The organism is Methanoculleus thermophilus, assembly GCF_001571405.1.
Classification (GTDB): Archaea; Halobacteriota; Methanomicrobia; order Methanomicrobiales; family Methanoculleaceae; genus Methanoculleus; species Methanoculleus thermophilus.
The window spans coordinates 282026-308872 of record NZ_BCNX01000003.1 but is presented as its reverse complement, the minus strand read 5'-3'; the positions used below and the strand labels follow the sequence as shown (position 1 = coordinate 308872).

The 26847-nt window shown below is 55.4% G+C and carries 29 protein-coding genes; 11 read left to right on the top strand and 18 right to left on the bottom strand.

The window, feature by feature from the left end:
- Nucleotides 1–8: 8 nt before the first annotated feature.
- The 12 genes from MCUTH_RS01640 to MCUTH_RS11915 all read right to left on the bottom strand — a co-directional run bounded on the left by MCUTH_RS01640 (nucleotide 9) and on the right by MCUTH_RS11915 (nucleotide 11449).
- Complete coding sequence (locus MCUTH_RS01640) at nucleotides 9–2006, bottom strand: chemotaxis protein CheA (protein WP_066954510.1); 1998 nt, start codon at nucleotides 2004–2006, stop codon at nucleotides 9–11.
- Nucleotides 1999–3033 carry a chemotaxis-specific protein-glutamate methyltransferase CheB gene (gene cheB / locus MCUTH_RS01635; RefSeq protein WP_066954720.1) on the bottom strand — a complete coding sequence of 345 codons (1035 nt, stop codon included), beginning with the start codon at nucleotides 3031–3033 and terminating at the stop codon, nucleotides 1999–2001. The genes MCUTH_RS01640 and cheB overlap by 8 nt, the downstream gene beginning before the upstream one ends.
- A gap of 2 nt (nucleotides 3034–3035) precedes the next feature.
- A complete protein-coding gene (locus MCUTH_RS01630; protein ID WP_066954717.1) occupies nucleotides 3036–3398 on the bottom strand; it encodes a response regulator in 363 nt (120 codons plus the stop codon).
- Between the two features lie 69 nt (nucleotides 3399–3467).
- Entirely contained in the window at nucleotides 3468–4274 is an 807-nt protein-coding gene (locus MCUTH_RS01625) for a CheF family chemotaxis protein (RefSeq protein ID WP_066954507.1), read from the bottom strand.
- Between the two features lie 40 nt (nucleotides 4275–4314).
- Nucleotides 4315–5475: a hypothetical protein gene (locus MCUTH_RS01620; RefSeq protein ID WP_066954504.1), complete on the bottom strand. Its 1161-nt coding sequence runs from the start codon at nucleotides 5473–5475 to the stop codon at nucleotides 4315–4317.
- A gap of 1 nt (nucleotide 5476) precedes the next feature.
- The gene (gene flaJ / locus MCUTH_RS01615; protein ID WP_066954501.1) at nucleotides 5477–7075 is read right to left on the bottom strand and encodes an archaellar assembly protein FlaJ; all 1599 of its coding nucleotides are present in this window, start codon (nucleotides 7073–7075) and stop codon (nucleotides 5477–5479) included.
- A gap of 2 nt (nucleotides 7076–7077) precedes the next feature.
- The gene (locus MCUTH_RS01610) at nucleotides 7078–8937 is read right to left on the bottom strand and encodes a type II/IV secretion system ATPase subunit (protein WP_066954498.1); all 1860 of its coding nucleotides are present in this window, start codon (nucleotides 8935–8937) and stop codon (nucleotides 7078–7080) included.
- Between the two features lie 3 nt (nucleotides 8938–8940).
- Entirely contained in the window at nucleotides 8941–9678 is a 738-nt protein-coding gene (locus MCUTH_RS01605) for an ATPase domain-containing protein (protein ID WP_066954495.1), read from the bottom strand.
- Nucleotides 9679–9681: 3 nt separating this feature from the next.
- The gene (locus MCUTH_RS01600; RefSeq protein ID WP_066954492.1) at nucleotides 9682–10164 is read right to left on the bottom strand and encodes a flagellar protein FlaF; all 483 of its coding nucleotides are present in this window, start codon (nucleotides 10162–10164) and stop codon (nucleotides 9682–9684) included.
- A 2-nt stretch (nucleotides 10165–10166) separates the two neighbouring features.
- Entirely contained in the window at nucleotides 10167–10661 is a 495-nt protein-coding gene (locus MCUTH_RS01595) for a flagellin (protein WP_066954489.1), read from the bottom strand.
- 3 nt (nucleotides 10662–10664) lie between these two features.
- Nucleotides 10665–10970, bottom strand: a complete 306-nt coding sequence (locus tag MCUTH_RS11920; RefSeq protein WP_224732798.1) for a hypothetical protein — start codon at nucleotides 10968–10970, stop codon at nucleotides 10665–10667.
- Complete coding sequence (locus MCUTH_RS11915) at nucleotides 10958–11449, bottom strand: hypothetical protein (RefSeq protein WP_224732799.1); 492 nt, start codon at nucleotides 11447–11449, stop codon at nucleotides 10958–10960. The genes MCUTH_RS11920 and MCUTH_RS11915 overlap by 13 nt, the downstream gene beginning before the upstream one ends.
- Before the next feature lie 751 nt (nucleotides 11450–12200).
- Between MCUTH_RS11915 and MCUTH_RS01585 the strand changes: the two genes are divergently transcribed.
- The gene (locus MCUTH_RS01585; RefSeq protein WP_066954487.1) at nucleotides 12201–14006 is read left to right on the top strand and encodes a hypothetical protein; all 1806 of its coding nucleotides are present in this window, start codon (nucleotides 12201–12203) and stop codon (nucleotides 14004–14006) included.
- Nucleotides 14007–14686: 680 nt separating this feature from the next.
- On the opposite strand, the gene MCUTH_RS01580 is transcribed toward MCUTH_RS01585, so the two are convergent.
- Complete coding sequence (locus MCUTH_RS01580) at nucleotides 14687–15298, bottom strand: archaellin/type IV pilin N-terminal domain-containing protein (protein WP_066954484.1); 612 nt, start codon at nucleotides 15296–15298, stop codon at nucleotides 14687–14689.
- Between the two features lie 10 nt (nucleotides 15299–15308).
- Nucleotides 15309–15887 (bottom strand): archaellin/type IV pilin N-terminal domain-containing protein, encoded by a 579-nt coding sequence (locus tag MCUTH_RS01575; RefSeq protein ID WP_066954482.1) that lies wholly within the window; start codon nucleotides 15885–15887, stop codon nucleotides 15309–15311.
- A gap of 362 nt (nucleotides 15888–16249) precedes the next feature.
- Between MCUTH_RS01575 and MCUTH_RS01570 the strand changes: the two genes are divergently transcribed.
- Nucleotides 16250–16933: a hypothetical protein gene (locus MCUTH_RS01570; protein ID WP_066954479.1), complete on the top strand. Its 684-nt coding sequence runs from the start codon at nucleotides 16250–16252 to the stop codon at nucleotides 16931–16933.
- A gap of 357 nt (nucleotides 16934–17290) precedes the next feature.
- Here the strand turns inward: MCUTH_RS01570 and MCUTH_RS01565 are convergent, their stop codons facing one another.
- Nucleotides 17291–17473, bottom strand: coding sequence for a hypothetical protein (locus MCUTH_RS01565; protein WP_224732801.1), 183 nt, complete (start codon nucleotides 17471–17473; stop codon nucleotides 17291–17293).
- Nucleotides 17474–17583: 110 nt separating this feature from the next.
- Between MCUTH_RS01565 and MCUTH_RS01560 the strand changes: the two genes are divergently transcribed.
- From MCUTH_RS01560 to MCUTH_RS01520, 9 genes are all read left to right on the top strand, one after another.
- The gene (locus MCUTH_RS01560; protein ID WP_066954476.1) at nucleotides 17584–18132 is read left to right on the top strand and encodes an HD domain-containing protein; all 549 of its coding nucleotides are present in this window, start codon (nucleotides 17584–17586) and stop codon (nucleotides 18130–18132) included.
- Between the two features lie 40 nt (nucleotides 18133–18172).
- Nucleotides 18173–18724, top strand: coding sequence for a thiamine-phosphate synthase family protein (locus tag MCUTH_RS01555; protein WP_066954473.1), 552 nt, complete (start codon nucleotides 18173–18175; stop codon nucleotides 18722–18724).
- A gap of 12 nt (nucleotides 18725–18736) precedes the next feature.
- Nucleotides 18737–18925, top strand: coding sequence for a 30S ribosomal protein S17e (locus MCUTH_RS01550; RefSeq protein WP_066954470.1), 189 nt, complete (start codon nucleotides 18737–18739; stop codon nucleotides 18923–18925).
- Nucleotides 18926–18934: 9 nt separating this feature from the next.
- Nucleotides 18935–19810, top strand: a complete 876-nt coding sequence (gene dapA, locus MCUTH_RS01545; protein ID WP_066954467.1) for a 4-hydroxy-tetrahydrodipicolinate synthase — start codon at nucleotides 18935–18937, stop codon at nucleotides 19808–19810.
- Nucleotides 19803–20561 (top strand): 4-hydroxy-tetrahydrodipicolinate reductase, encoded by a 759-nt coding sequence (dapB, locus tag MCUTH_RS01540; RefSeq protein WP_066954464.1) that lies wholly within the window; start codon nucleotides 19803–19805, stop codon nucleotides 20559–20561. The genes dapA and dapB overlap by 8 nt, the downstream gene beginning before the upstream one ends.
- Before the next feature lie 61 nt (nucleotides 20562–20622).
- Nucleotides 20623–20796 (top strand): 4Fe-4S binding protein, encoded by a 174-nt coding sequence (locus MCUTH_RS01535; RefSeq protein ID WP_066954461.1) that lies wholly within the window; start codon nucleotides 20623–20625, stop codon nucleotides 20794–20796.
- Between the two features lie 46 nt (nucleotides 20797–20842).
- Nucleotides 20843–21859 (top strand): aspartate-semialdehyde dehydrogenase, encoded by a 1017-nt coding sequence (gene asd, locus MCUTH_RS01530; protein WP_066954458.1) that lies wholly within the window; start codon nucleotides 20843–20845, stop codon nucleotides 21857–21859.
- Nucleotides 21860–21872: 13 nt separating this feature from the next.
- Nucleotides 21873–22148 (top strand): DNA-binding protein Alba, encoded by a 276-nt coding sequence (gene albA, locus MCUTH_RS01525; RefSeq protein WP_083524708.1) that lies wholly within the window; start codon nucleotides 21873–21875, stop codon nucleotides 22146–22148.
- Nucleotides 22149–22371: 223 nt separating this feature from the next.
- A complete protein-coding gene (locus MCUTH_RS01520) occupies nucleotides 22372–22815 on the top strand; it encodes a hypothetical protein (RefSeq protein ID WP_066954455.1) in 444 nt (147 codons plus the stop codon).
- 499 nt (nucleotides 22816–23314) lie between these two features.
- Here MCUTH_RS01520 and MCUTH_RS01515 read toward each other — a convergent pair whose 3' ends face one another.
- From MCUTH_RS01515 to ftsZ, 3 genes are all read right to left on the bottom strand, one after another.
- On the bottom strand, nucleotides 23315–24439 hold the full coding sequence (locus tag MCUTH_RS01515) for a DUF373 family protein (protein ID WP_066954452.1): 1125 nt from the start codon (nucleotides 24437–24439) through the stop codon (nucleotides 23315–23317).
- A gap of 59 nt (nucleotides 24440–24498) precedes the next feature.
- Nucleotides 24499–25359 carry a coiled-coil protein gene (locus MCUTH_RS01510; RefSeq protein ID WP_066954449.1) on the bottom strand — a complete coding sequence of 287 codons (861 nt, stop codon included), beginning with the start codon at nucleotides 25357–25359 and terminating at the stop codon, nucleotides 24499–24501.
- A gap of 353 nt (nucleotides 25360–25712) precedes the next feature.
- The gene (gene ftsZ, locus MCUTH_RS01505) at nucleotides 25713–26840 is read right to left on the bottom strand and encodes a cell division protein FtsZ (RefSeq protein ID WP_066954446.1); all 1128 of its coding nucleotides are present in this window, start codon (nucleotides 26838–26840) and stop codon (nucleotides 25713–25715) included.
- Nucleotides 26841–26847 lie beyond the last annotated feature (7 nt).

Below are 26847 nucleotides of genomic sequence, written 5' to 3'. Positions count from 1 at the left end.
AGCCTCACTTAAATCATTGTATTTACATCGAGTACCGGGACGACATCGCCATCTCCGGGGATGGTGATCCCGCTGATCCCGCGGCAGTTGCCCGCAAGCGCGGAGAGCGGTTTTACCACTACCTCCTGCTTCCCATCAACGGTATCAACAACTATGCAGCATTTCTTACCGTTATTCTGCAACACAACAAGCGTATCGCTCTTGGGTGCTCGACCGAACATATCCTCCAGGCGGTACATGGGAAGAATCTGGTCACGGAGCAAGATCGCCTCGCTGTTGCCGATCTGGTGGATCGCCTCCATCCGTATCTGCGCAACCTCAACGACATTGCTGATAGGAATAGCACAGCGCATCCCGTTAATGCGGACCATCATCACATCGATGATTGCCATCGTCGGGGGCAACACCAACTCGAATTTCGTTCCCTTGCCCAACTCAGACTCAATTTTGATCGTTCCTTTGAGCGATTCGATCGTCTTTTTGACTACATCAAGCCCAACACCCCTGCCGCTGATGTCGGTGATCGTCTCAGCCGTACTGAAACCGGGCTCAAAGAGCAGATTAATCAGGTCATCTCTCGTTGCGGCGGAAGCGGCTTCGGATGTCATGAGTCCTTTTTCCACAGCCTTCCTTCGGAGTTTCTCAGGGTCAATACCGGCTCCGTCATCCTCAACCTCGATGACGACGTTGTCTTTATCCCTGTATGCCGTCAGCCGGACCAATCCAGTTCTTGATTTTCCATTAGCCTCACGGATCTCAGGGGTTTCAATGCCATGGTTTACCGCGTTTCGGATGAGATGCAGGAGCGGATCAGCGAGACCGTCCATAATGCTCCGATCAAGTTCGGTTTCACCGCCCTCAATGATGAATTCAACCTCCTTCTTGTCGTGATTCGCTACATCCCGCACGACCCTCGGGAAACGGTTGAAAATACGCTCGAGCGGCATCATGCGGATCCCCATCATGAGGTTCTGGAGATCGGAGACCGAACGGCCGATCATATTCAGAGCCTCGTCAAACTCTTTGATATTGTATTTTCTTGCGATCTGCTCAAGACGTCCGCGGTTGATAACCAGATCCTCAACGAGGTTCATCATGCGGTCAAGCCGCTGAATATCGACACGAATATTCTTGATCTCGCGGCTTTTCTCGCTCTTTGCAGACCTATGTTGCGGCGGCGCTGATTCTGTTTGCGGTTTGACGTTAGGCTCTGCTTGTGGTTTAACCTGAGGGGCCGGGACCGGACTGGGTGCAGGACCGGGCGCAGGGCTGGGTGAAGACTCCTTCACCACCCCCCCTGCCGGCGACTGAGTGAGGGAAAGGAGTGAGATCTCAGTGCCGGAAGCGACTGTTCTGAGCGCATCCTCCCCTGCCTCACAGGCAACCTGAACCTCGAATGAGTCACCGAACTTCCCATCTTCAATGAGCTCCCGCGAGGGGGTAGTTGATACGATTGTCCCTATCTCCTCGAGGTTCTGCAGAACCAGCATAGCCCTGACGTCTTTCATGGTGCTGGCCGGGTCAACGGCAATCGAGAGAGTGTAGATTGGACACTCATCTGCCCCTCCGGCCTGCTCCACGGGAGGCGCTTCATTGGACACTTCTTGCCCTGCCGTGGACTTATCTTCGGCAAAGGCCCTGAGTTCCTGCACCAGTTGCGCAGACTGTTCGTCCGAGAGAGGCTCTCCCGCTTCGATAGCGTCCAGCATATCCTCGATTACATCGGTGCAGTTGAGCAGAAGGTCGATGAGAGCTGCGGTAACTTCCTGCTGGCCGTTGCGGATGAGTGAGAAGACATCTTCCATCGAGTGGCAGAGGTGCTCCATCGCATCAAATCCCATCGACGCGGACATCCCTTTGAGGGTATGTGCAGAACGGAAGATCTCGTCGATGGCGGCCTGATGATCTTCTCCGCTCTCAAGAGCAAGGAGGTTGCTCACAATATTCTCATGATTCTCCCGCGACTCCTCTACGAATAACTTCCGGTATACCTCTTCATCAGACATGGTTGACCCCGAACCGAACAACAGTTCTCGCGATCTCATGCGCCAGATTCTTGAGTGGAACCACCTTGTCGACGCAGTTTCTTGCAAGGGCAGAACGTGCCATCCCATATACGAGACAGTCCTCTTCAGCGCAGACCATCGTGGTCCCGCCCGCGGTCTTCACAGCAAGAGTCCCTTCGCCGCCGTCGCATCCCATCCCCGAGAGGATAACCGAGACGGTGCGTGGACCAAAAACGCGCGCCGCTGAGGAGAAAGTCTTGTCCACGGCGGGCCGGACCGCATGGAGGGGAGGAGCGGTCGAGTGGACGACCCGTCCGTACTTTCTGCCGGCACCGGCATACTCCCCTGAGATCACAGTGTGGTAGCCCGCCTTCGAGACCAGGATCACTCCGGCCTCCAGAGTGTCCCCGTTTTCAGTCTCCTTTACCGGCAGGTGCGATACGCGATTCAGGCGCTCGGCAAGCGATGCAGTGAATCCCTCGGGCATATGCTGGGTGACGATGACTGCCGCAGGCAACTCAGCCGGGAGTGCGGAGAGGAGTGTGTCAAGCATCGGCGGTCCCCCGGCCGAAGAACCTATCAGCACCACTGTATCGGCGGCATTCCTCCGGGTTGCAATAGGCTTTACGGCCGTAGGAAGAACGACAAGGTTTCGGATCTTCTGGATGAGTTCCTTCTCTATCCCTTTGACGTTCTGGATATCTCTCGGTTTGAGCATGAAATCGTCCGCCCCAAGGCGAAGCGCCCGGTGAGTCATCTCGGCCTGCCGGGATGTCAGCGTACTCAAGACGAGCACCTTCGGCCTAGGACTCATCCCCTGGAGTGCTTCGAGCACCTCAAGACCACCCATTCTGGGCATCTCGATATCAAGGGTGATGGCGTCAGGTTCGAGCTCCGATATCTTCTTGAGGGCATCAATACCATTGACCGCCGTCCCGATGACCTCTATATCCGGACTGCCTTTGAGCATATCCCGGAGTATCGTCCGGATAAAGAGTGAGTCGTCGACGATCAAAACCCGAATCATGATCACGCACTGAGAACGTTCTTTACTTCTTCAAGAACTTTCGGAGCCTGGAACGGCTTGATGATGTAACCTTTCGCCCCGCTTTTGACAGCGAGTTTGACCATCTGCTCTTGGCCGACTGCTGTGCACATAATAACCTTTGCAGACGGGTCAGCAGCTTTTATGGCCTTGAGCGCCTCGATCCCATTCATTTTCGGCATAACAATATCCATCGTGACGAGATCGGGTTTTAATTCCTGGTACTTAGCAAGTGCCTCAGCTCCGTCCGCGGCTTCACCGACAATATCGTGCCCGCCGGAGAAGAGGATGTTCTTTAACAGCGTTCGCATAAACATTGTATCATCGACGATCAGGATTCTCCCCATCAAGCACCACTTATTGATCATTTGGAAAAAATGGTATATAGACTTTCGCGTTTTAAAGAAATAATCTCATTAACCTGTTGGTGATTTCATTGCGTTAGAGATGTATCTTACCCCTTTCGCCGTCAACTGAACCTCCTTTCTTACATAGAGTACTTCGGCGAGTCCCTTGTTGATGAGTTGTTCATAGATGGCGTCAATGTCCTTGTGGGAGAGTTTGAGCATATTCTCAATAGCACTCGAATCCATCCCGCTGTAGACCAGCATGGCCACCTGCCCGATCAGGGGGTCGATCTCCTCATTTACCTCGAAGTCACGCGTCGCCTCTTTAAGGAAGTTGTAGAGAACCTGAAGTGTCGTCAGTGGACAGAGGACAAAACTTGTCACGACCTCATTCTCAATGAGGTGATCGATCTTTACGACATCGAGATTCTTCTCCTGGATCTCGCGGGATGTGAGTTCGATGTCGGCCACCTCATCTAGTGGAATGCAGACCTGAGTGTCCTGGCTGACAAACCAGATGCCGGTCTTCATGACGGCAATCGCTCCCTTATTCCACCGGGCATCCTGGACAAGGACTCCACCGCGGATTGCGGGGGACATGAAGAAGGCGTTTAACCGGTAGGCGCTGCATTGCATGATGATAAACTTTTTCAAGACTGTGAGGACCTTCTCGACGGATGCAATTTGATAAACATCTTCCCCATTTGCACCAGCAGTGATCACCACCTGGTTCTTCTTCTCTCTGAGATCAACCATGGACTTGTAGGGCACCTCACGATTGAGAGGGGCATCGATGCGGATCCGATCCTCTCCGATACCCATGGTTGTCGCAACCCATTTGCCCCCATACTCGATTTTTATTGGAACAGACTTCATTTTCACCCTTCTAGCATTAGTCTGCGGCAGACTTCACTGTTTATGATTTCATCGCCGCGAGAATATCCTCAAGTTCTGCAGCAAGGTCTTTCGCGTTGAACTTTTCCCCTTTCAGTTCGCGAACCAGACTGAGGTCCTCCACGAACTTTTTCTTCTTCACCTCAGATTTGAGCTCGGTGATCAGATCATCCTCAACGACGCCGCCGGACGCAAAGGAGACCATATCAAAGTCTTCTTCCGACTCTTCTTGCAGTTCCTCAAGGAGCGCTTTTTCGTTTGAAACAGGTTCTTGCGCCTTTTGCACCTGTGTCTCAACTACTTCTTCATGCTCTTCCCCTTCGACCTCGATCTCATCAAGATTCACGTCCTCAAGTTCAGAGAGGTCATCGCCGAGCAACGCGTTCATTTCCTGTACATCACCCGCAGGGAATCCGCGGGCCTCCCCAGCAGCCACCGGCGGAAGCGCCATGGCAGGCTCGCCGGGGGTTGAGAGACCGCCTGCGCCATCAGAGGGATCGCTGCCGGGTGTGAGATCGAGGTCGCTAAGATCGCTCAGGTTTTCCTTGAGGATATCCGCTACGGCATCTGCCTCTTCTTCAGAGAGGAGAGAGATTCCTTCCGACTCAAATGCTGTTCCGGAGCCGGATGTCTCGCCGTCGAGATCGAGATCATCCAGGGAAGCGAGATCGAGATCTGCAAGCGAAGCCAGGGGATCGACCGCTGCCTCGCTGCCTTTCGCTGAGGTCGATCCTACGAGTTGGCTCCCGGCTGCCCCGCCGACAGCCTGATCGAGCATGGCATCGACCTTCGCAATCTTCCTTTTCTTCTCGCTTTCGGGGGCGCGGGCGTGTCTGATCGCATCCTGAATCGATGCAACGAAGGTCCCGAGCATGCCGGGCAGATTGATCTCGGTGGCCGCGAGCCTCTGAATGAGAGACGGTTTTTCCACCGTTTCACCGGCTGCCTTAAGCTCAGATGCTTCGCTATGTTTGCTGTCATCCTTACGCTCCCGGAGCGCCGTGCGCAGCCTCGACGGTCTCAGTTCCGCAAGGTCGAGCGCCCCGGTGGCGACGAGCGCGAGAAATCCTGCAAGTACGGTGCCAGCGACGATGACCTCGATGGAGGCATCGGCGATGATGATCAGGGAGCCTGTACCAACTGTGATCAGGAACAGGAGTGGACGACGTAAACTTTCTCTCATACTAAATCCCCACGAATGTCGGAATGGTAAAGAATGTACTCACAACGATCGGAGCCACGATGTAGACGATGCCGGTGGCCACACAGAGCAGACTTGCAAAGAAGTAGTACAGGTAGCGGTCACCACCCATGACAATCTTTCCTGCAAGCATATTTGCAACAGTCAGCATCAGGAGGATTGTCACGACATAGGCTCGCATCGTGTCTTCCGGGAAATTTACGAAGATACTTAAGGAACCGATCGCGGATCCACCGAGCGTGGATGACCCACCCGTGAGCGCTGCTGAGGCCTCATCAAAGTGATTCATTACTTCTGCCACAGCATGGGACATGGTTAGAAGGATCTCAAAGAGGAAGACGAAGATCCCGATCATCGCCGCGTGCATCGGGACGAGCAGGACGACAAATCCTTTCACCATCATGTCGCGCTTCCTCCGGAGCAGCACCTGCTCGAGCATCGAGGAGCCGACAATCTTCCCGATCTGGTCCGGGGATCCGCCGAGGGTGACGGCATCGCGGAAGATGTTCATGTACTTGTAGATCAGGTAACTGCCGGTCTCGCCGATGAACTTCCTCCAGCTTCCGGCTTCATCGAGTCCGAGGTTTAACTTCGACGCAACCGAGTCGATGAACGGTTCAAGGTAGGGAAGCGATTTTCGGTCCACTTCCTGGAGCGCGTCAGCGGTGGTGATCCCCTTACCTCCCATCACCGAGCCGAGACTCCGGATGAACGTGGCAAAATCGTTGTCCCGATTGATGACGTTCACATCGTCGATATAGCCGATAATCCCGAGAGGCATCAGGAGCAGGCCGACAAGCAGGAAGATGATACCCGCGTTGACGCCGAGAAGAATGAGCACAAGTGCGATTGCTGCGGTAATCGGGACGACCAACCGCTCCAGTCTCCTGATGATCTCCTGCTCCTTTGAGCAGATCTCGGCAAGCCCGTGCGTGCGGGGATCATCGGGGACAGCCCGATACATGATTGTAAGGCCGAAGACCGATATCACGAGAATAATAAAGTAGGATGTGTTCAGGGTCGCGTCTATTCCTTCGGGAGCGTAAATAGCCACCGATATCATGAGGATGATGGCAACAAGGGCGGCGGAGAGGAGCATCGCGATGTAGGCGTCACCCCATTTCTTCAGGAGTTCAATCCCCTGCTCAAACGTGTTGCGGTAGATGCTCCGGATGCTTGATAATTCCGTGCCGATGAAATCATCATCCGGAACGCCGGAGTCAATAGCGTTGGCGTACCGATGGAGCATGCTCTGGAGGGTTTCGTTCCGGCACCTATCAGCGATCGCCCGAAGCCCGCTGGCATAACTGTGCCCCCATCCAGCAACCAGACGCTGTACTTTTGCGATGTAGCGCGAGGGAATGTATTCAAACCGCTCGGAGGTGTACTGGAAGATTTCAGGCCGGGTTACGGAAGCCGTGGTGATCGCAGCCATGTAGGTGTACATGAGGAGCAGGTCCTGCTCCATCTTCTTCTTCTCGAGGATATAGTCCCGGATATTGTAGAGGGCTTCAACCTGCTCCTCAAACGGCATCTTTCCCTGGTTTGCGGTTCGCAACCGCTCGGCCATATCCTCAAACAATACTACACCTCTATGTTAAGCAGTCCTTGCTTCCTGATCTTCGTGGTCATGTGGAAGAGGTCCCAGAACTGGGTGTACCCTGCTTTGTGAAGCCGCTCAAGAATTCTCGCACGTTTATCGACTTCATCATAGATATCGGCCCGCCGATTCTCGGGGATACCAAGCATCGTTGCGATCTTATTCTCGAGGAGGTAACTGCTCCCTTTCCCGGTGAAGGTAAAGGTATCGGTTGCAGGGTCCCAGATGAACGTCGCCATGAAGGAGAACCCCTGGGTTTCAGGGTCATAACCGACGAGCTCGTTGATGCTGAGCATCCTTCGGACGGTTTCGCCATCGGGGCGTTTTACAGCGCTCTGGATGATGACCAGATTTAAGTTGTCGACATAAGTCTTCGGAATATTGATCGGATCACCACAGAGACGCTGGATCAGTTTCTCAACCGATGCGGCGTGGAAGGTGCTCATCACAGGGTGACCGGTCTGCATCGCAGAGAAAGCGACGGAGCCTTCCACACCACGAATCTCACCGACCAGGATCCGGTTCGGACGCTGACGGAGGGCGGATTTCAGGAGGTCGAACATTGTGACATCCGCGCCTTCACCTTCACCCTTCCCCTTGGCCTTCGCGACCTCGCGGGTCCAGTTACGGTGAGGGACCGTCAGTTCCGGGGTATCCTCAATGGAAACGATCTTACTCTCTGGCGGGAGGAAGGTCGTAAGCGCGTTTAAGGTCGTTGTCTTGCCGCTCGCCGTCTCTCCGGAGACAAACAGCGACATTCCGAACTCAAGGCAGATCCAGAGGTAGGCAGCCATCATGTAGTTGCATGCCCCGCTCTCGATGACCTGCAGGATACTCAGGGGAACCTCGTTCACTTTACGAATGGTGAAGTTGCTCCCGTGCTTGCTGATCTCGGTCCCGTAAACGATGTTGATACGTGAGCCGTCAGGGAGGGTCGCATCCACGATGGGGTTTCTGTACGTCAGCGGCCGCTTGATCCGCTCGGCGAGTTTGATGACAAAAGCATCGAGCTCCGCTGAGTCCCGGAACCCGACGACAGACTTCAAGCCCTTGAAGATCTTGTGCTCGATAAAGATCGGGCCGACGCCGTCGCAGGTGATATCTTCGATGTAGGAGTCGGAGAGGAACGGTTTGAGTGTTCCCATCTCGATCTTGTCGCGGATGATCAGGTATTCGAGCGCCTTATACTCCTGCGGCGAGAGGACCAGCCTTCCGTCGGCAAGCTCGAGACGGTCGGAGGAGACCCGCGGCGGCTTTGGCGACGCACCGATATCGCTGGTGAGGAAGTTCTTGATCCGGGCCTTAAAGTCTTTTGGTTCGGCGCCAGCGAGCAGGGATGGGTCGATCACCTCGCCTGGCTGCTGGATGTACACAAGTTGCCGGATGAAGTTCTTGAGCACCTCAATACGCGCTTTCTCGGTCACCGGCTCTTCGTCAAGAGCATCGATCATATCGATTAGTTTCTCCTCGATCACCGGGAGGATTGCCTTGACGGAATGGAGAAACGACGGCTCGATCGGGATATACCAGTTTCGGACGTCATCCGGGTCCGGGAAGATGTGGATGAACGTCGTCTCATTCACCGGGTAAATGATGTTCGGGTTCTCAATCGAACGCAAGTCTTTTTTCAGTTCCGAGAGGAAGAGAGGGATCCCGACGGTGTTGACCGGCAGGATGTGGAGATACTCAAGAAGATGGGGACTCTCCTTAACGTAATCCCGGGCGTTTGCCGGGAGCATTCGGTAAAGCGCGCAGGACTCCACGTTGTTGTAGCAATCATTCCCCTCATCGATGAACTCAGGCTCGAAGGGGAGGGTTACCGTTGCTTCCAACGCCGATCCCATGCTTCACACCTTCGCGACCGAGACCGGGATGATCTTCATGCCGTACCCGGGATGAACTTCGAAACTGATGATGTTTCCTGTAGTCTTTCGTGCACCGCGGACCTTGACGACCTCAAGCATCATAACATACTTGCCTCCGACGAGTGCCTTCTTCATGAAGAGGTGCGCATCGCAGATCGATCGGATCCGGACAAGAGAGTCTTCAACGAAGGCGTAGGTATGCAGGGTGATCAAGATGGTCTTCCCGTGGTCCACGAGGTTCTTGCAGTTGGTAAAGAACGTGAGGACCGTGTCCTGCGTCGCGTACTCGGTGAAGAGGGTGAGCGAGTCGATGACGATCACCTCTGCTCTGCTCTGCTCCATGTAGGCGATCATCCGCTCGAGCGTTCCCTGCATCTTCTCCTTTGTCCACTCGAAACCCACAACGTGCATGGGAAAGACCCGAAGGTAGCCCCAGGCAAAGTAGTCGGAGATATCGAGACTCATCGACTCCATCTGGGAGAGGAAACTCTTGCTCGTGTTCTCGGTCGAGAATAGATCGACGTTGAACCCCTGCTTTAAGGCACCCCAGATGATCTGCTGGGTAAGCACGCTCTTTCCCGTGTCGTTCTCACCCTCGACGAGGGTGAGCGACGAGAGCGGGAGGCCATCGGCGATCTTCTTGTCGAGCTCGGTGTTCCCGGTCGAGAGGATGTCGGGCTTCTCGAGGGTATTGCTGTTTGCGTCTACGCTCGTGTTCATCTGTTATTCACCTGAGTTTATGTATGCCGAACCGGTGACGCCATTCGGAGTGACGACCTGGACCCATGTAGGAGGAGTAACACCTACCGCATATGTGATAGAGATGGTCAGGGTCTCGCCGGGATCGATCTGGCCCGGGTGGACACCGTCGGGTTCGATGCTTACCTTGCTCCAGTGGTTGAGATCGGTGCCGTAGGGGACGTAGACCGGTTCGCCCTCAACCTGGAGGTAGACGTCGATGGAGGGAAAGTCCACGATAGACTCGCTTCCGGTGTTCTTCACCTTGACGTATAGGGTCTGGTTGTCGATCACCGTCTCCTGGATCTCGATTGCCGTCCGCATACGGGCCTCCTGGTAAGCGACAAGGTTGCTCTGCGCCTCGGCCATCACCTCTGTGGTGGAGAGGGTGCCGCCGATCAGGACGTAGGCTGTGACGATCAGGAGGGCGATACCCGTTGCGGATGCAACGAGGGGGCCTGCACTCATGGTTAATCACCCGCGGTAAACGTGATCGACCGGGAGAGCCCTGATGGAAGGACAAACTGGAAGTAAACAGCCTCTCCTTTACTAGGGATCTTGTCGCTGGTTATGTCGATACAGAGCGTTTCCCCGGGATCCCAGCAGTTGTTCGTGGTCACCTCGTGAATCGTGTACGTCCAAGTATGCGTTCCCGACGGGGCCAGGCCAAGCAGGATAAAGTTCCCCGGGGTGCCTATGAAGACATCAGCCAGCTGGATGTTGCCCTCAGAGATCCGGGCCGTGCCGACGTTCTTTATCCAGACCCTGGCGGTATCATTCCCGCCACTGGCATACGTCGTGACGATCCTCACGTCCGTACTCAACCGCTCGTCCACATTATGGGACGACGACGTGATCGTGCCTGAGAGGGTATATATCACGGGGAAGATTGCGTTGATAAGAACCCCGGCCGAGATGATGGCAGCGATGAGGAACATCGCTGTGGTGAAGGTTTCACTCGACATCCATCATATCCTATCTAGCAGATCTATCCAGGTATCGCCGACATCCCGCTCGCGAGAGGACGTTCCAGAACCAGACTCCTCCTGGCGGCGGTGAGAGAGCATCACTTCGATCATGTCCCGATCCAGCGTCGCATCCTCGGGATCCAGGATCCGGTTCAAGACGTAGAGTTCCGAGACGAACTCATTCGGTCCGATCTCCTGCACGTCTCTCCGGGTCTCGGGCACCATCCGCATGATCTCCCTGATCTGATCGGAGATGTCCTCGTTAATGTAGCCCATCGACCGATAGGCGTCGATCATGATCGACATGTGTTCATGCCGTATTTGCTGCAGCCCTGGCGCACCCAGGCAAAGAGCCGGTGGACCTTCTGGAGTTTGAGTTTTCCTGCAGGCTTCTGCTGCAAAGAAAGGGCAGTGCTGCCTCCGGGGAGAGATGTTGTCACAAGATCCGCCGGGAAGAGGTCATCATCCAGACCAGGAGTTTGCTCTCCAGAGTCAACCTCCTTACCGGCCATATCCTCGGTTGTATCGTCCTGTAATGAATCCTCATCCTCGGCATCACTGGAGGCATCCGATAGTCCAAACCGGTTCATGGAGTATGATGCGGCAGCACTCGTGAACGGGTTGTCCAGATCGTTCATCCGCTCCCTCAGGTCGATGAGCAGCCGTTTGATCGAGGTCTTGACGAAATCCAGTTCCCTCTCGACGTTGTCAAGGCGGGCTTCCGGATCCTCCGAGGAGGCGCCGGAGAGTATCTTATCAATCTGAGCCTGATCTACCCCCACCATAGTATCAGATTATATCTATGTTATACTATATAAGATTTTCTTATATCGAGAGACGATTTCCTGGCTCTTTTGCATCTTCCGTTTGTTCTGTAGAGCCTGTTGCTGTTAAAGCGTCACGAAAATGGCAATACAAAGGGAGGTCTGGCCACAGTCTCTCAAGGATCTCCACGAGATGAATGGATACGAATCTTTTTTGGTTCTTGTTGAACCTGAAGCCGGCCTCCCGGGTCTGGCGCCCATCCGCAACCAGGAGCAGTTGACGACGCGCAATGGTTCGCTTCTTGCCTCCCCGGGGCCGGCAGAAATCACACCGTTTGAAGATGCAGTGCATATGGCATCCAATCGATGAAAAATGTTCGCTCAATCGGGCATGGTAATTTTGATGCCAGCATGGCGAAAGGATATGGCCGGGCATCAAGAACAGGAGTCTCCCTCACCCCGGGTCGCTCGACGACCGGGGTGGACTCCAGCGGTGCCAGAGTTTTGGGAGAGGCTGAATCCAGCATGTTACACCTTGAGATAATATACATTTCGAATTTGGAACAGAGAATACTTACGAAGATATTAAAATTAACGGACTCTAAGGTACTAAACAATAGATTAACTCCTCGTATGCATTATCCGGGCGGTTACAATGAGTCCAAAACGACAGAAGTCAATAAAAGAGATTCAGCAGGGTCAGGAGAGTAACAATCAAAGTCCTCCAGAGCAGGGTCCGATATCCTGTTTCCTGAATAGGAATCTTATATCGGTGCTCATCTTCCTCTTTGCGCTCTTCTTTGCCATGACGTTCTCAAACCCGGCGCTCTTCCTGAATGACGAGTGGATCACAGTCAACCAGCTCCATCAGCTCGGTGAGGGGCACCAGATCATCGTGAACGAGGGAAAGTACGGCACATTCCTGAACGGGACGCCGGGACCTTACATGCAGTCCCACCATAACCTCCTCGGCTACACAATGATGCTCCCCGTCCTCTCGCTTCCCGCGCTCTGGTTCTTCGGGCTCTTCGGCGACCAGTTCAGGCTGGCCGTCATATTCCTCTGGTCGCTTCTTCCCATCGCAATGGCGGTGCTGGTCGACGTATACCGACCGCAGTATGCCCGATGGCGCGGGGTCCGGTGGACCTGGCTCGTCGTCGGCGCCGCATTCGCCGGATTCCTTGCAAACCTGGTCTTTTACTATCCCTGGCCGTTCACTGCACCGGACGCACCCGTTGAGGCTGCAGCGGTGGTCTTCACGAACCATCTCCTCTTTGCTGCACTCGCGGTGATGGCCTACCTCACCTGCCGGATCATCTTTGAGGATACCTGGTTCTCGCTCTTCGGGACGATTGCCTGCGTTTCATGCTCATCATACATCTTCTGGGCCTCGAACGCGAAGGACCACATGCTCGTGGCGGCAATGACGGCAGCGGTCATCCTCTTCCTGGTGCGCTACATCCGGCACGGGGCCCTCCGGGATGCTGCTCTCGGGTTTGCCTTCATCGGATTGCTCGCCTGGGCGCGGCCGGAGGTCGGACTTGCAGTCTTTATCTTCGCCGTGCTCTACTTCGTCGGACTCCAGATCTCCCGCGGCCTCCTGCGCCGGCCGGTAAAGGAGACGGTGAAGGTGCTCTGCATGCCCCTTGCCACACTTGCAGGGGCCATACCGCTCTTCATCAATAACATCTGCGTGACAGGAAATCCCCTCGTGCCCTCGTTCTACGTCTACCAGAGCGGGGCCTGGGGTGCTGAGTCCGGCGGTGCATTCATCGGTTCCACTGATACGATCGGGGATGTCGTCCAGGCGGTTCCGGCGCCGTCAGACGGTGTCTCAAGTTTCCTCTCGATGGTCACAACCCAGTTCACGTCGTCGTGGTCGACCCTGCCCGGCGACATCTTCGGCATACTCTTTGCCCCCGAATCCGGGAACATGAGCCTCGTCGCGGTCTCGCCGCTGATCGTCCTCGCGGTTATACTTATCCCGGTGCTCTATCTGGATTACCGGAAGGGTGAGCGGTCCCCTAACCTCCCGGTCATGATCTTTCTCTTTGTTGCGGCCTGTGCAATCTGGGTCGCGTATGCCCGGAGCCTCCCGATGTTGAGCACCAGCCACGGTATCGTTCCGGACATCCGATACCTCTCCCCCCTCTACCTCCCGGCGGGGCTGCTCGGGGTGTATGGCATACGGCGCCTGAACGGCGCCATCAACTCGAAACGGCTGATGCTATCGCTAACGGCCGTTATTGCAATCTCCGCCCCGGCGCTCCTTCTCGCCATGATGCTCATCCAGCCCTACGGAGGCAGGTACGCCGGCTACACGCAGTTCTTCACCCAGATCACGTCCGTGCTGCTCGCAGCCACCCTCATCCTCATCGCGGCAAGGGAGCGGTTTGGCATATCGCAAAGATGGGTCACGGCGGCCCTGCTCCTCCTCGTCGCCGTCCCGTTCGGGTGGCAGATGATGATGGTCTTCCTGTACTCGGTGGCGAAGTTCAACGGCTACCCGCTCTGGATCCCGGTCGTTGAGACGCTGTATGAACACTGTATCGGGGTAAACGGGATTACTCCTCCCTGAGGGGCGGCGAGAGGATCTCCCCATGACATCGGGTTTTTCCAAACCCCCTGCTATTTTAAGATAAATATCGGGCAGCGTTCAACTCTTGCGTGCCCCCCATTAGCCAGGATGTGTCAAACCTCCACGTCAGGTGCTCCAGCCCTCTGATCAGTCATAGCCTACCCACGGCCATCAGCCGGGTATCGTCGGTTCGGGTGGGGCCAAACAGAGGGAGACATCCTTCAACTCTCCCATAATGGATACCCATATCCCTCATCTGCATGGAGACGCGAAGAGCCGTCTAAAACGAAGTTTGGAGTGGCCGAAGGTTCCCAGGTGGGGACTACAAGCAAGGGCGTATGGACTCTGCCTTGCTGAATGTGAGAGGGCTACCGTTCATGGTGATACACGCACGAACCGGGCAGATATTAACAGAGTCGCAATACTACCTCTCTTGAGGATGCAGACGCAACGCGCTCTCGCATAAAGCGATGATGCCCGCGACATCATCGGTCGATTCCAAGGGGATGGAATACCTGGTGAGAGCAGATGGGCGATTTGTGAATGCTGACAACCCTTAAGAACGCATGAATGCAGGGAGACATTATCTGAACGGCATATAACCAACCGAACAGAATCATCAATACGCTGGAATCGCCGGGACGGACTCCTATAAAAAAAGTGAGTGTTGGTCCTCACATTTAGAGGACGTTCATCGGGTAAAGGGTTGCCGGAACGGTCTTCTTGATCGGGTAGGCCGCTCCGATAGCCGGCTGCAGGTTCACGGAGAACCGGGTGTCAGCCCTCAACTGCTGGTCCGGGAAGTAAACCCTCAGGACAAACTGCTCACCGGGTTCGAGGAGTTTGTTTCTAGTGCCGCCGACATCGTTGTATGTCTTGTTGACGCCCCATTTACCGCTATCGATCACTCCAGTTCCAGTGTCCTCCACAATGGATCCGGTAGTGTCATACGGTATAACGTCCGACTTCTCGCCGCAGACATAGGTCACCAGCGTCTGGGTGATATCAATCGGCGAACCGCCTGCAGTGTTTCCGACCGTGAACTCGATGTAGTCAAGGTAAGCTGCTGTGCCTGTACCCTGAGCATGACCATAGACGTTGCCGATGATCTCCATGCTGGAACTGGCCTGCTGCGACCCGGTGTGAACGGTCCGCTGCGCCTCCTGGGTCGCGTAGAACCCGGCGCCGAGCATCACGTACGAGAAGACCGCGGCCACGACGACGAACGCGATCAGGACGATCGCTGCCTCAAGGCCGGTGAATGCATCCTCATTCTTGAACAGTTTCATCATATCACTCACCTCAGTAAACCTCGTAGTTATTGCCCTTTACCAGGTCCGGCGGCGCTACCCGGTTGATCGGAAGTGCCGCACCGATATCGGGCTTGACCTCAACGGTGAACCGCTCGTTCCGTCCGATTGCGTTGGTCAAATCATCGACCGGGATCGTGATCTTCACAAGCTCGAATTTCTCAAGCATGTTGTTCTGATCAGTTGTACTTTGCTCCGCTCCGTTTGCGTACCACGTAGGCGTAACATCCGTGTAGCCGTAGGTCTTCATCTCGTCTTTCGTCGAGACGGTGAAGGTGACCTTCTTCATGTCCACCGATGCTCCACCGGCAGCAAGCCGCAGGAAGAAGCTGATCTCTGCCACTTCGTCATCCGTGTTTGATGCCGCCACGATGACCGGTCCGGACAGCTCGAGGTTCGAGCTCGCCTGTGCTACACCCGTCTGGACGCTCCTCTGCGCCTCGCCGGTCGCGAAGAACCCAGCACCGAGCATTACGTACGAGAAGACTGCAGCCACGACGATGAACGCGATCAGGACGATCGCGGCCTCGAGACCGGTGAATGCGTCTTCGTTTCTCACCATTTTAATCATAAAGCGTTTCCTCCATTTACCGAGGTCCGGGGGAGTGACTCACCCGAACCGATACGGTTCTTTGGAGTATATGCATAAACCCCTATAAAAATTTATTCAATTTGCTAGGGGTTTTATACGGAGTTATTCAATTAATAGATAGATGTAACCAAGGGTTTGCTGGCTCCAAGAGCCAAGAGGCAAGTATTTTTAGCCGGAAGTGCAAAACTAATGGATAAGAAAAATAGGTTCACAAATCAGCGCATTTGTGGAAATATTATTTCCGCGCGGAATTTTGCCTCGCACATATCGATATGTGCTGGCGGATGGCCGGGCGGGGCCGAAAAAATGGAGTTAAACCAATAACAAAGCAGGAGCAGAGTATGACAGAAAAAAAAGATTTTATGTATGTTGTTCTGGCTATCGCAGTGGTTCTCGTGATAGCCCTGGTGATCAAACCAGCGATGAACGGTGAGGGCCCGGGACCATGGGGCGCCAGAGATCCTGAACCGACCATCACTCCGGTGTGGACGCCCACGGTGCCCCCCGCGACCACGGTGCCGACCCCAACCCCGGTCCCAACCTGGGACGGGAAGCCGCAGAATATCGGGTTTGTCGACCCCGCGACCTATCAGATCCCGACTGGGAAGACGATCCATCAGAATCTGACCACCCCGCCGCCCGGGGCCGCGCCCGGCATCACCCGGTGGGTGACCTACGCGACGATCGACGGCAAGGGATCGGGGACGACCGGGGTTGTCCGCATCCCGTCCCCGATGTGGCGGCTCGACTACTCCGATATCACGACCTCAAACGACGAGATCCCCTTCTTCAACTGCCAGGTCATGGACGCACAGGACCCGAACCGATTCGTCAGGATCGTCACGCTCAACTTCGCCGACTTCCTCGGGACGAAGGGCGAGCCGGATCTTCGGGAAAAACAGTGGGTGAACACATTCTACGAGGGGAACCGCGACTACTACTTCGTCATCAATACCCGGTGCATCGACTCTTACAGCATAAAGATCCAGGTGCCGGAGACCTACGTGGGCGCGCCGCTGGAATGACCCCGGCGCCCCACCATCGATGATGATCCTGTAGCCCGGTGGAGCGAAACCTGCACCGCTCCTCCCTTTTACCCGCTGAACAACCAGGGTAGCCGTTCGGATAGTTGTTGCCGCACGAAAAGAGCGGCAGATCTTCCATCCATCACCCATAGATCGTAAAACCCCAAGGTGCGGCTTATCCTCGGGGAAGGAGTTCGAAGACTCTAAGAGTGCAGGTCGGTGCGACGAACGGCAGACGGGTCATGACAGCCTTCTCGATTCAGCATAAAAAAACCGTATCGCCACCACGACGATCTTTACGCCCCAAAAGGCACTCCGATGCGGAAAGAAAGCACGGATAAAATTGTGTGGAGCCGCTCAGGCGGCCACCTTATCGATCATATAGCCTGCAGTGCTAAGGACGGCGATGAAGACGATCAGCGCGATGATATACGACAACCCCTCCATCCCCACCATCAGCCCGGGCAGCACTACCAGCAGCAGGATAAAGAGTGCAAGACACCCGAACGCGGCAAGCACCTCAAGGACCCGTAGATTCATGTACTGAAGATGGGATATCGGGAGGTATATCTCTATCTATCCCCCATCTCGTGCCCGGGCCAGTGCAGAAGGCCACAACCTTATACCCTGCGATTGACAACCCTTCCCGCATGAAGAGAGACGAGGCACAGGCCCTGCTCGAGCGTTACGTAACGTCGCCGTCGCATATCGTACACAGCCATGCCACGGCGGCGATCATGCGAAAGGTCGCAGAGCACCTCGGCGAGGATGCCGCGACGTGGGAGATCGTCGGTCTTCTGCACGACATCGACTACGACCTCGTCGGCGGCGATATGGACCGGCATGGTATCGAGGGCGCCCGGATCCTCATCGAGAACGGCGTCCCGGAGAGTATCGCCGAGATCGTCCGGCGCCACAACCATATGCTCACCTCTGACTACGAGAGCCAGGTCGAGCTCGCGCTTCAGGCGGCCGACAGCGCTTCAGGCCTGATCATCGCCTGCGCCCTGGTGAAGGGCGGCGCCATCGATGAGGTCACCCCACGGACGGTGAAGAAGAAGTTCAAGGAGAAGTCGTTTGCCGCCGGATGCGAGCGAGAACGAATCCGGATGATCGAGTCGCTCATGGACCTGGAGACGTTCTACCGCCTCGCGATAGCCGGGCTCGCAGAGGTCCGTAGCGATCTCGGTCTCATCTAGCCGCAATCCATATATCACGAAAAGAGTGAGTGGTACGACCATGACGGACGAAGAGCGCGAGAGAGTGATTAACCGCTTAAACGAGGCAGTAAGGCTTCTTGCCGAACGAATGGACGTCCGGCTCATCCCGGAGGTAGGGATGAACATTGCCTACGCCCTGCCCGACGCGCGGAGCAAGGACGACGTAGCCGCAGTCCTCGGCCGGATCGTGAGGCTCAAAGACTGGGTCCACCCCGTCGGAGAGGTCGCGTTCGGCGCAAGCGATCACGTAGCCCGGACCGTCCTCACGGCCATGCGCTTCGACCGGCGGGTCCGGAGCGCGGCGAACATCCGCTTCTCTGAGGCAATCCTCCCGGAACTCGACAACCTCCTCTTTGAGGTCTGTTCTTTTGACCGGGAAAAAGAACCGCCGGGTGTGCAGACGATGGACTGGGGCGTTGCCTCCTGCTGCAAGGAAGGCGTACCCGATGTCATCTACGACCGTGGAGCCGTGGGAAAAGAGCCGATGATCAGGTTCTTTGGTGAGGATCCGGTCATGGTCGCACAAAATATTCTTAAACTGTCAAATCGCATTACGTATGCACAATTGTAGAGGAAGGTCCACATGGGAATAAAACCATCGTATATCAAGAACCTCGGTGAAGAACTCCTCGTCAAGCACCGTGAGAAGTTCAGCGGAGACTTTGAAGAGAATAAGCACGCCGTCGCTGAAGTTGCCGTAATTGAGAGCAAGTACGTCCGGAACAGGGTCGCCGGATACATCTCAAGAAAGATAAATACCAAGAAGCGATAAACCTCCTATATGTTTGAGGGAATCCTTCCGGCAATTATTACTCCTTTTCACCGGGACTCCAAGCTGAGTCTTGATCTTGAAGGACTGCAGTCCAACATCGAGTCATTGCTCAAACAGGGGGTCCACGGCATCGTTCCCTGCGGGTCGACCGGCGAGTCTGCTACGCTCACGTTCGAGGAGCACGAACAGGTGATCTGCAAGACCGTCGAGGTCGTCGACGGGCGGGTACCGGTACTCGCAGGGACTGGGTCAAACAACACCGCAGAGGCAATCCGCCTGACCCGGTCGGCAAAAGATGCAGGCGCGGACGGGGCTCTCGTCATCAGCCCATACTATAACAAGCCGAACCGCTCCGGGCTCATCAAGCATTTTACGAAACTCGCCGACCTCGATCTCCCGATCGTCCTTTATAATGTCCCGGGCCGGACGGGGCAGAACCTTCAGCCCGACCTGGTGGCTGAACTGGCAAAACACCCAAACATCGTCGGGATCAAAGAGGCCAGCGGCGACATCACCCAGATCTCCCGGATCATCGAGGAGACCCAGGACGAGGACTTCATCGTGCTGTCGGGGGACGATGCAATGACGCTTCCCGTCCTTGCCATAGGTGGGGCGGGCGTGATCTCGGTTGCCGCAAACATCGACCCCGGCCGGATGGTGGAGATGTATGAGGCATTCCGGGCGGGAGATCTCGCCCGTGCGCAGGATCTGCACTACAAACTCGCCCCGCTTATGCGGGCGATGTTCGTCGACACAAACCCCATCCCCGTGAAGAAAGCAGTGGAACTCTGCGGAATGGCCTCCGGACCGGTCCGGTTGCCGCTTGACGAACTCGACGAGGCAAAGACCGAACAACTGAGAAGAGTGCTGATGAACCATGATTAAGGTAGTCATATCCGGCGCCCTGGGAAGGATGGGCACCACAATCGGCCGGATCGTCGACGAATCTCCCGACATGGAGCTCGTCGGCGGTATCGATATACGAGAAGGAACATTGTACGGGACGCAAGTAGTCCCCGCTGAGAAGCTCGATGAACTCCTCAAAGAGAAGAAGCCCGACGTCCTGATTGATTTCACCATTGCAGCCGCTGCAGTCGAGAACATCAAGATAGCCGCTCAAAACAACGTGGCACTCATCGTCGGGACGACAGGGTTCTCCCCGGAGCAGCGGGAGACAATCAGGACCGCCATTGAGGGGAATGTCCCCGCGGTGATCTCGAGCAACTTCTCCGTCGGCGTCAATATCTTCTGGAAACTCGTCCGGGAGGCAGCCCGCGAGCTCGGTGACTACGATATCGAGGTCACGGAAGCCCACCACCGTCACAAAAAGGACGCCCCGAGCGGTACCGCAAAGACAATCCTTGAGATCCTCGACCAGGAACTCGGGAACCGCGAGAAGGTCTACGGCCGCGTCGGCGAGACCGAGCGGAAGGGCGAGATCGGGGTGCACGTCATCCGCGGCGGCGATATCGTCGGCGATCATGCGGTCCTCTTCGCAGGAAACTTTGAGTGCATCGAGATCTCTCACCGTGCCTACGACCGGGCGATATTCGCACAGGGTGCGGTCCGGGCCGCACGATGGGTCGTCGGCAGAGAGCCGCGCATCTACTCCATGCAGGATGTTCTCGGAATATAGTGGAGAGGCGAAATCTATTTTTTAATACACTTATAACCTATGTACATTCGGAGGAACAGAAGTGCCAGCAATTGTTGATATTGAGAAGTGTACCGCCTGCGAGACCTGTGTGGACGTCTGTCCGGCTGCCGCCATAACCATGGAAGACGGCAAAGCAAAGGTCGATGTCGATCTCTGTGTCGACTGCGAGACCTGCGTCGATGAGTGCCCATCTGAGGCCATATCGATGGAATAAAAAAACATACTCTTTTAATACCTCCTACACTACAGATACTTTATCTATGATTAATGTAGGAGTGCTTGGTGCCACAGGAGCGGTTGGACAACGCTTCGTTCAGCTTTTGGCGGATCATCCCTGGTTTAATCTCAAGACACTCACCGCATCGGAACGGAGTGCAGGAAAGCCCTACGGCAAGGTGGTCAACTGGCGCCTTGATGCGCCATACCCGGAGAGCGTCAGTGATATCATTGTCACTCCCACAACCGTCGAGAGCGTCAAAGACTGCGACCTTGTCTTCTCGGCACTGCCTGCCGATGTAGCAACCTCCCTTGAGACGGAGATCGCTGATGCAGGCATCGGCGTCTGCAGCAATGCGCGGTCGCACCGCATGGACGCGGACGTTCCGCTGGTGATCCCGGAAGTCAACCCGGATCACCTGGGCCTGATCGATGTCCAGCGGGACCGGGGACGTGATGGATTCATCGTGACCAACCCAAACTGCTCCACGATCGTCCTTTCACTGGCCCTTGCACCCCTCAGAGAATTTGAGTTCCATGATGTGCGTGCAGCAACCATGCAGGCAATCTCGGGAGGCGGATTTAACGGCGTCTCAGCCATGGAGATCTATGACAACATCATTCCTTACATCGGCTCCGAAGAGGAGAAGATGGAGACTGAGACGCTCAAGATCATGGGTACCTTCAACGGTTCCGAAGTGATCCCCGCCCCGTTCCGGGTGAGTGCAAGCTGCCACCGGGTCCCGGTAATCGACGGGCACACTATTGCGGTCTGGGTCGACGTAAAGGCGTCGGTCGATGAAGTGAAAAAAGCTTACGCAACCTTTAAGTCTCCCTTAAGCAATCTACCCTTACAGCCAGCAAAGGCAGTTGAGCTCCTCGACCAGCCTGACCGCCCGCAGCCACGGCTCGACCGTAACCGGGGGCGGGGCATGACGGTGTCCGTCGGGAGAATCCGCGAAGGATTACGGTTTGTTGCACTTGGCCACAACACCATTCGTGGGGCTGCAGGCGCATCCGTCCTCAACGCAGAACTGATATACTCGAGGAAGTATCTTTAGACGAGGTGGGCTAATGATAAAGGATAACACAGTATTCGTTGGAAACAAACCAGTCATGAACTACGTGCTCGCGGTGGTCACCCAGTTCAACAACGGAGCGGAGGAGGTCGCTATTAAAGCTCGGGGGAAGGCTATCTCACGGGCAGTCGACACAGCGGAGATCGCCCTCAACCGGTTCCTGGAGAACGTGAACAAGAAAGAGATCTTCACATCGACCGAGATGATCGACACCGATACCGGTAAGACAAACGTCTCAAGTATCGAGATCATCCTGGCTCAGACGAAGTAGGGTCTCAAATCATCTTTTTGATCTGCCGTCAAAGAGTGTATACTATGCTCCTTGACTGATCCGGATCGCGCCAGCTCGTTTCGGCGCGCCTTCTCCTCGCTGCAAGTTGCCGGTGGTTAAAGCCCAATCTTTCGAGGGCGATCCGACAAATATCCCGCATATTGCCTTTCCCATGCAGGAGTAACCATAAAGGTTTTATGAACCCCTCTATAACCTTTGTAGTATGAAATGGGTGACAATCAGCATGGTGCTGATGCTGGTCTTTGCTCTCTTCGCACCCGCAGCGGCAGAGGGGGAAGAGCGGTACAGTTACATTGCAGTCAAAGATGTCACCATCCAGCTGGAGAGAGCAGATGCCTCCATAACCATGAATTATACGATCGATGGAGGCATCAGTTTCCTTGTTCTCCTCCTTGGGAAATCGGATTTGAGGCAGAAGGCACTCACCATACTGAACTTCGACGATGCCAGAGTTGACCACCTTGACCTCAACCGCATCGAGGTGTATGTGGATAACGTCTCGGAGGACTACGGACAGGGATCATACTGGTTCCCCGCACACCGGTTCGGCGTGACCATTCCCTCGCTCACCGTTATCACTCCGCAGGATACCAAGCGCTACGAGAATATCAGTACCTTCCCCGAAGGGTTTGGATACTTCGCTTAACAACCCGAAGGTAGGGTCAACTGCTGGTTAGGGCACGGGGGTGCTGCAGGTAGTGTGTACGATCGATTATCGGCACCGGTGCGACCGCCGCTCGCCGCTCGTCCATCCTGCAGCCATGAGCCCAATCTCCCACTAGGGCGCGGCCATCATTTTTCGGAGATGCTGCAATCTCACGGCAGAGGCGGTCTAGGCTGGCCCCGGTGTCGATATCCATACCACTCAAACAGGGAGACCAAGAGATTCAGACGTCAATCAGAGATAGTTGTCGCCATCACCGCACGACCCGATGACAACATCAGTATCTCTTCAGCCCAAGGAGTGGCCCTTTGGTATATCAGCCAGGAAGAGTTGGGCCGTCGCCGTTGTGGAAATGACAGGGCAACTCCCCGACCTGAATGCCAGGGTCGCTTTGCCCAATTAGATAAATGCCGGCGCACAAAACGCCACCAGAACCAGTCTGCTCTTCATTCACCACTTCGTCGATAAGCGAGAGCGCAACTCACGCGCCTCTCTTCAGCAGAACCGGCTCGCGCTCATCTCTCAACCTGCTTAAAAGCGACTGGAGATAAACGCCAAAGAAGGCGCAGAAGAGCCCACCGAGCGTGGCAAAGATGATATAGCGCACACCGAGATCGCCTGTGATCGGGAAACCGGTGATCTCACTGATCGAGAGGATGTAAGTGCTTGCACCGTAGGCGATGGCACCTATAGCGAGGACAAAGAACGGCAGGGCGACTACCCGGCGGATGGCCTCCCGCTCATTGAGGAAGACATCGATGATCTTTCCCACCGAGGCGACGAGGCCAGCCACGGTGAGCCAGACGATAGCCCCGTATATGAACGCCAGAATCTGGAAGAAGACCCCTAACGAGGTGTAATACTCAAGAAGACTTGTCAACCCGAGGATTACCCCAACTATACTTAGCAGTATCGCGGCGATATACGAGACGAATGTGAACCTGCCGCCATGCAGCGACGCGCGTAGCGAATTGATGAGATACCCAAACACCTCGTCGATCCCCATACCTTTGAAGAGCAGGTACGTACCGACGACGCCAACGACCACGATGGTTGCTCCCTCAGGGTATCCAAGCAGGTATCCCACCGCGTACAGGAGCATGGCAAGACCAAGCGGCACGAGCACGAGCTTCGAGACCTTAGGGTCGTCGAGCAGCCGTTTGAGGATATAATACGTCCCCTCGAGATTCGGCATCTGGTTGACCACGACCCTGCGCACGCTGCTGACCGGCACCCTTGATTGGATGATCGGAAGGACATACTCGTCCTCAGCACCGTCCGTTACCAGAATGCAGGAGGTGGCATTTGTGGCTGTGAGAATCTCATCGAGGCTGGAAGCTATCCGTCGGTCCCCGTCGAGCAGGTTCATGTGGTTGCCGCAGATGACGGCGACAGCAACCTCCTCCCCCCTCTCGACGAGTTCATCGTAGATCTTAATCGTCTCAAAGATGGCATTGATGTCAGAATCTTCTGAATCGACCAGACCAAGGGAGGTTGCCGCATGGAGGCATGCCTCTCTCCCAACAACAGGGCCTTCAACCCGGGCTTTAAACCCAAGATCATCATCGCGATCGATACAGAGGACGAGCGTCCGCTCTTTTGCCATTCAATAAAACATTGCCTCAGATGTATTAAACCATTTGCAGCAGAGGTGGGAAAAAAGTATTAAATGAGTTTTGCACGCTGAAGCAGGAGCAGATCATCAGTCGTGATCTTCTCGCCATCACGGAACTGCTGGAAGACGCGTTCAGCCTCTTTCCTTACGGCCTTCTGTTCTTTGGTGACTTTGGTCTTCTTGGTCTTCTTCCGGAGGCCCGAGATCACCTTATCATAATCCCGAAGTTCCTTCTGGCAGGCGATGAACTGCTTGTGCTCCTCGTCTGCAGCCTCCTGGGCTTCAACGAACCGCTGGTGAGCCAGGTCGGCCTCCTCGCGTGACTTGTCGGCCTTCCGGTACGCCTCCACCATCAGGTCGTGGTGCCGCTGGGCAGCCTCGGCTTTCTCGGTGACCTCCTTGTGGATCTCGGAAGCCTTCCTGCGGAACTCACGGGCTTCAGCGAGTTTCGCCCGCATCTCTTTGTTCTGCTCGAGTTCGGCCTCCTGGTCCTTTGCCGCCGCCTTCAGCTGCTTGATCTTCTCGATCAGTTCCCGCTCTTTATCGGTGCTGTAGACCTCAGTCTGCTGCTTGAACTCAAGGTGTTCAATCTGTTTCTGCAGTTCTTTGATGCCCCGGTTGCGAAGGTTGCCGTGCTCCTTCTTGAAGGCCTCTATCTCATCAAAGAGTGCGTTGGCCTTGTCGTTGTACTCGTTTCTCAGGTCTTTCAGCGCCTGGACTTCCTCGTTGAGTTTATCCCGTTGCTCCTTATGCTGCTGCGCCTCCTCGACGAACTCGCGGGTCTGTGCGTTGAGGGTGTTACGTTCCCGGGCATTTTTGCTGGCAAGAGCATTCAATTCATTGCGCCGGTCTTTGTGTTGTTCAGACTCCGCAAGGACTTTCTTTCGCTTCTCAATCAGATCGTTCAGCATTCTCTACCAATCCTCGGTATTCAGTACCTGTCTCATATCCCCACCAGCAGGACCGCTCCATGCGCTGCAAGGATGCCGGAGGCTTACGTAGCGGCTATACCACAAGAAAAGACGCTTCCCGGACTCGTTATCGGGTCCGTCATTCATCTGTCTGCTCATGTGTTCAACCCCGGTACCTGGCAATCGCAGACCCACAGGTTCTGCGCCCTGCACAATACACCCCGTGCTGGAGGGATTATACAAGAACGTCTATATTTCAAACGTCATCTGTACTATTAAGTATTTCGTAGTGGGCCGGAGGGAGACTGTCGGAGAGCAATTTGACGCAAAAAGGTAGAGGAGGATATGATAGATTAGAGGAAGTCAATAAGATGCCCGCTCGGATCATCATCCCTTGCCATGCGCCTGCCGACGGATGCGCTGGACCGTTGCGTCACCGGTTCATAGGCACGATGGGTTCCGAGGATCTGTGCACTTTTAACGCCGGTCATGACCGCCATGACACGTACTCTCCCCTCAAATTCACTATTCACCCGGGCTCCCCAGATGACATCCGCGTGCGGATCGAGTTCGTAGGTCAGGGAACTGGCGATCTCCTCGGCGTCCTGGAGGGTCAGGTCGTTCCCGCCCGTGATGTGGATGAGGCTTCCTGTTGCCCCACGGTAGTCGATATCGAGCAGGGGGTGGTTGAGGCACTCGTGAACGACGCTCTCAGCCTTGTTCTGCTGTTTGCTCTCTCCGACGAGCATCACGGCGACTCCCCCTTTGCTCATGATAGCACGCACATCCGCGTAATCGATATTGATGAGCGAAGGCTCCGTGATCGTCTCGCTGATGCCCTTGACCGTCTCTGCGATGAGTTGATCCATAACCGAGAACGCCTGCCCGAGCGGGAGGTTCGGCACATACTTGATGAGACGGTTGTTGTCGAGCACAATCACCGAGTCGGCAGCCGCCGAGAGCTGTTCAAGCCCCTCTTCCGCACGGAGAAGCCGGGCCTTCTCGACCTGGAAGGGGTAACTGACCATGCCGACGACGATCGCTCCCTGTTCCTTTGCGATCTGCGCGACGACCGGTGCGGTTCCCGTGCCGGTACCCCCACCCATACCAGCAGTGATGAAGACCAGGTCGGCGTCACAGAGGAGACTCTCAAGAGTCGGCCGGGCCATCTCAGCCGCACGCCTGCCGACGTCCGGGAATCCACCGGCCCCAAGGCCTTTCGTGAGCGATTTGCCAACAAGCACCCTTTTGTCGGCCTGGATCATGTCCAGATGCTGCTTATCCGTATTGATCGCGATCGTCTCTGCGCCGCTCACCTGCATGTGGTACAGGCGGTTGATCGTGTTATTGCCTGCACCGCCACACCCTACGATGACAATCCGGGGTTGGCCGAGGATGTCGTCTTCCCCATCGGCCGGGTCTGCTTTCAGATACTTTTCGCGTTCTGCATGTTTCAATGCCTCATTGATGATTGTCTGCATTGGATAC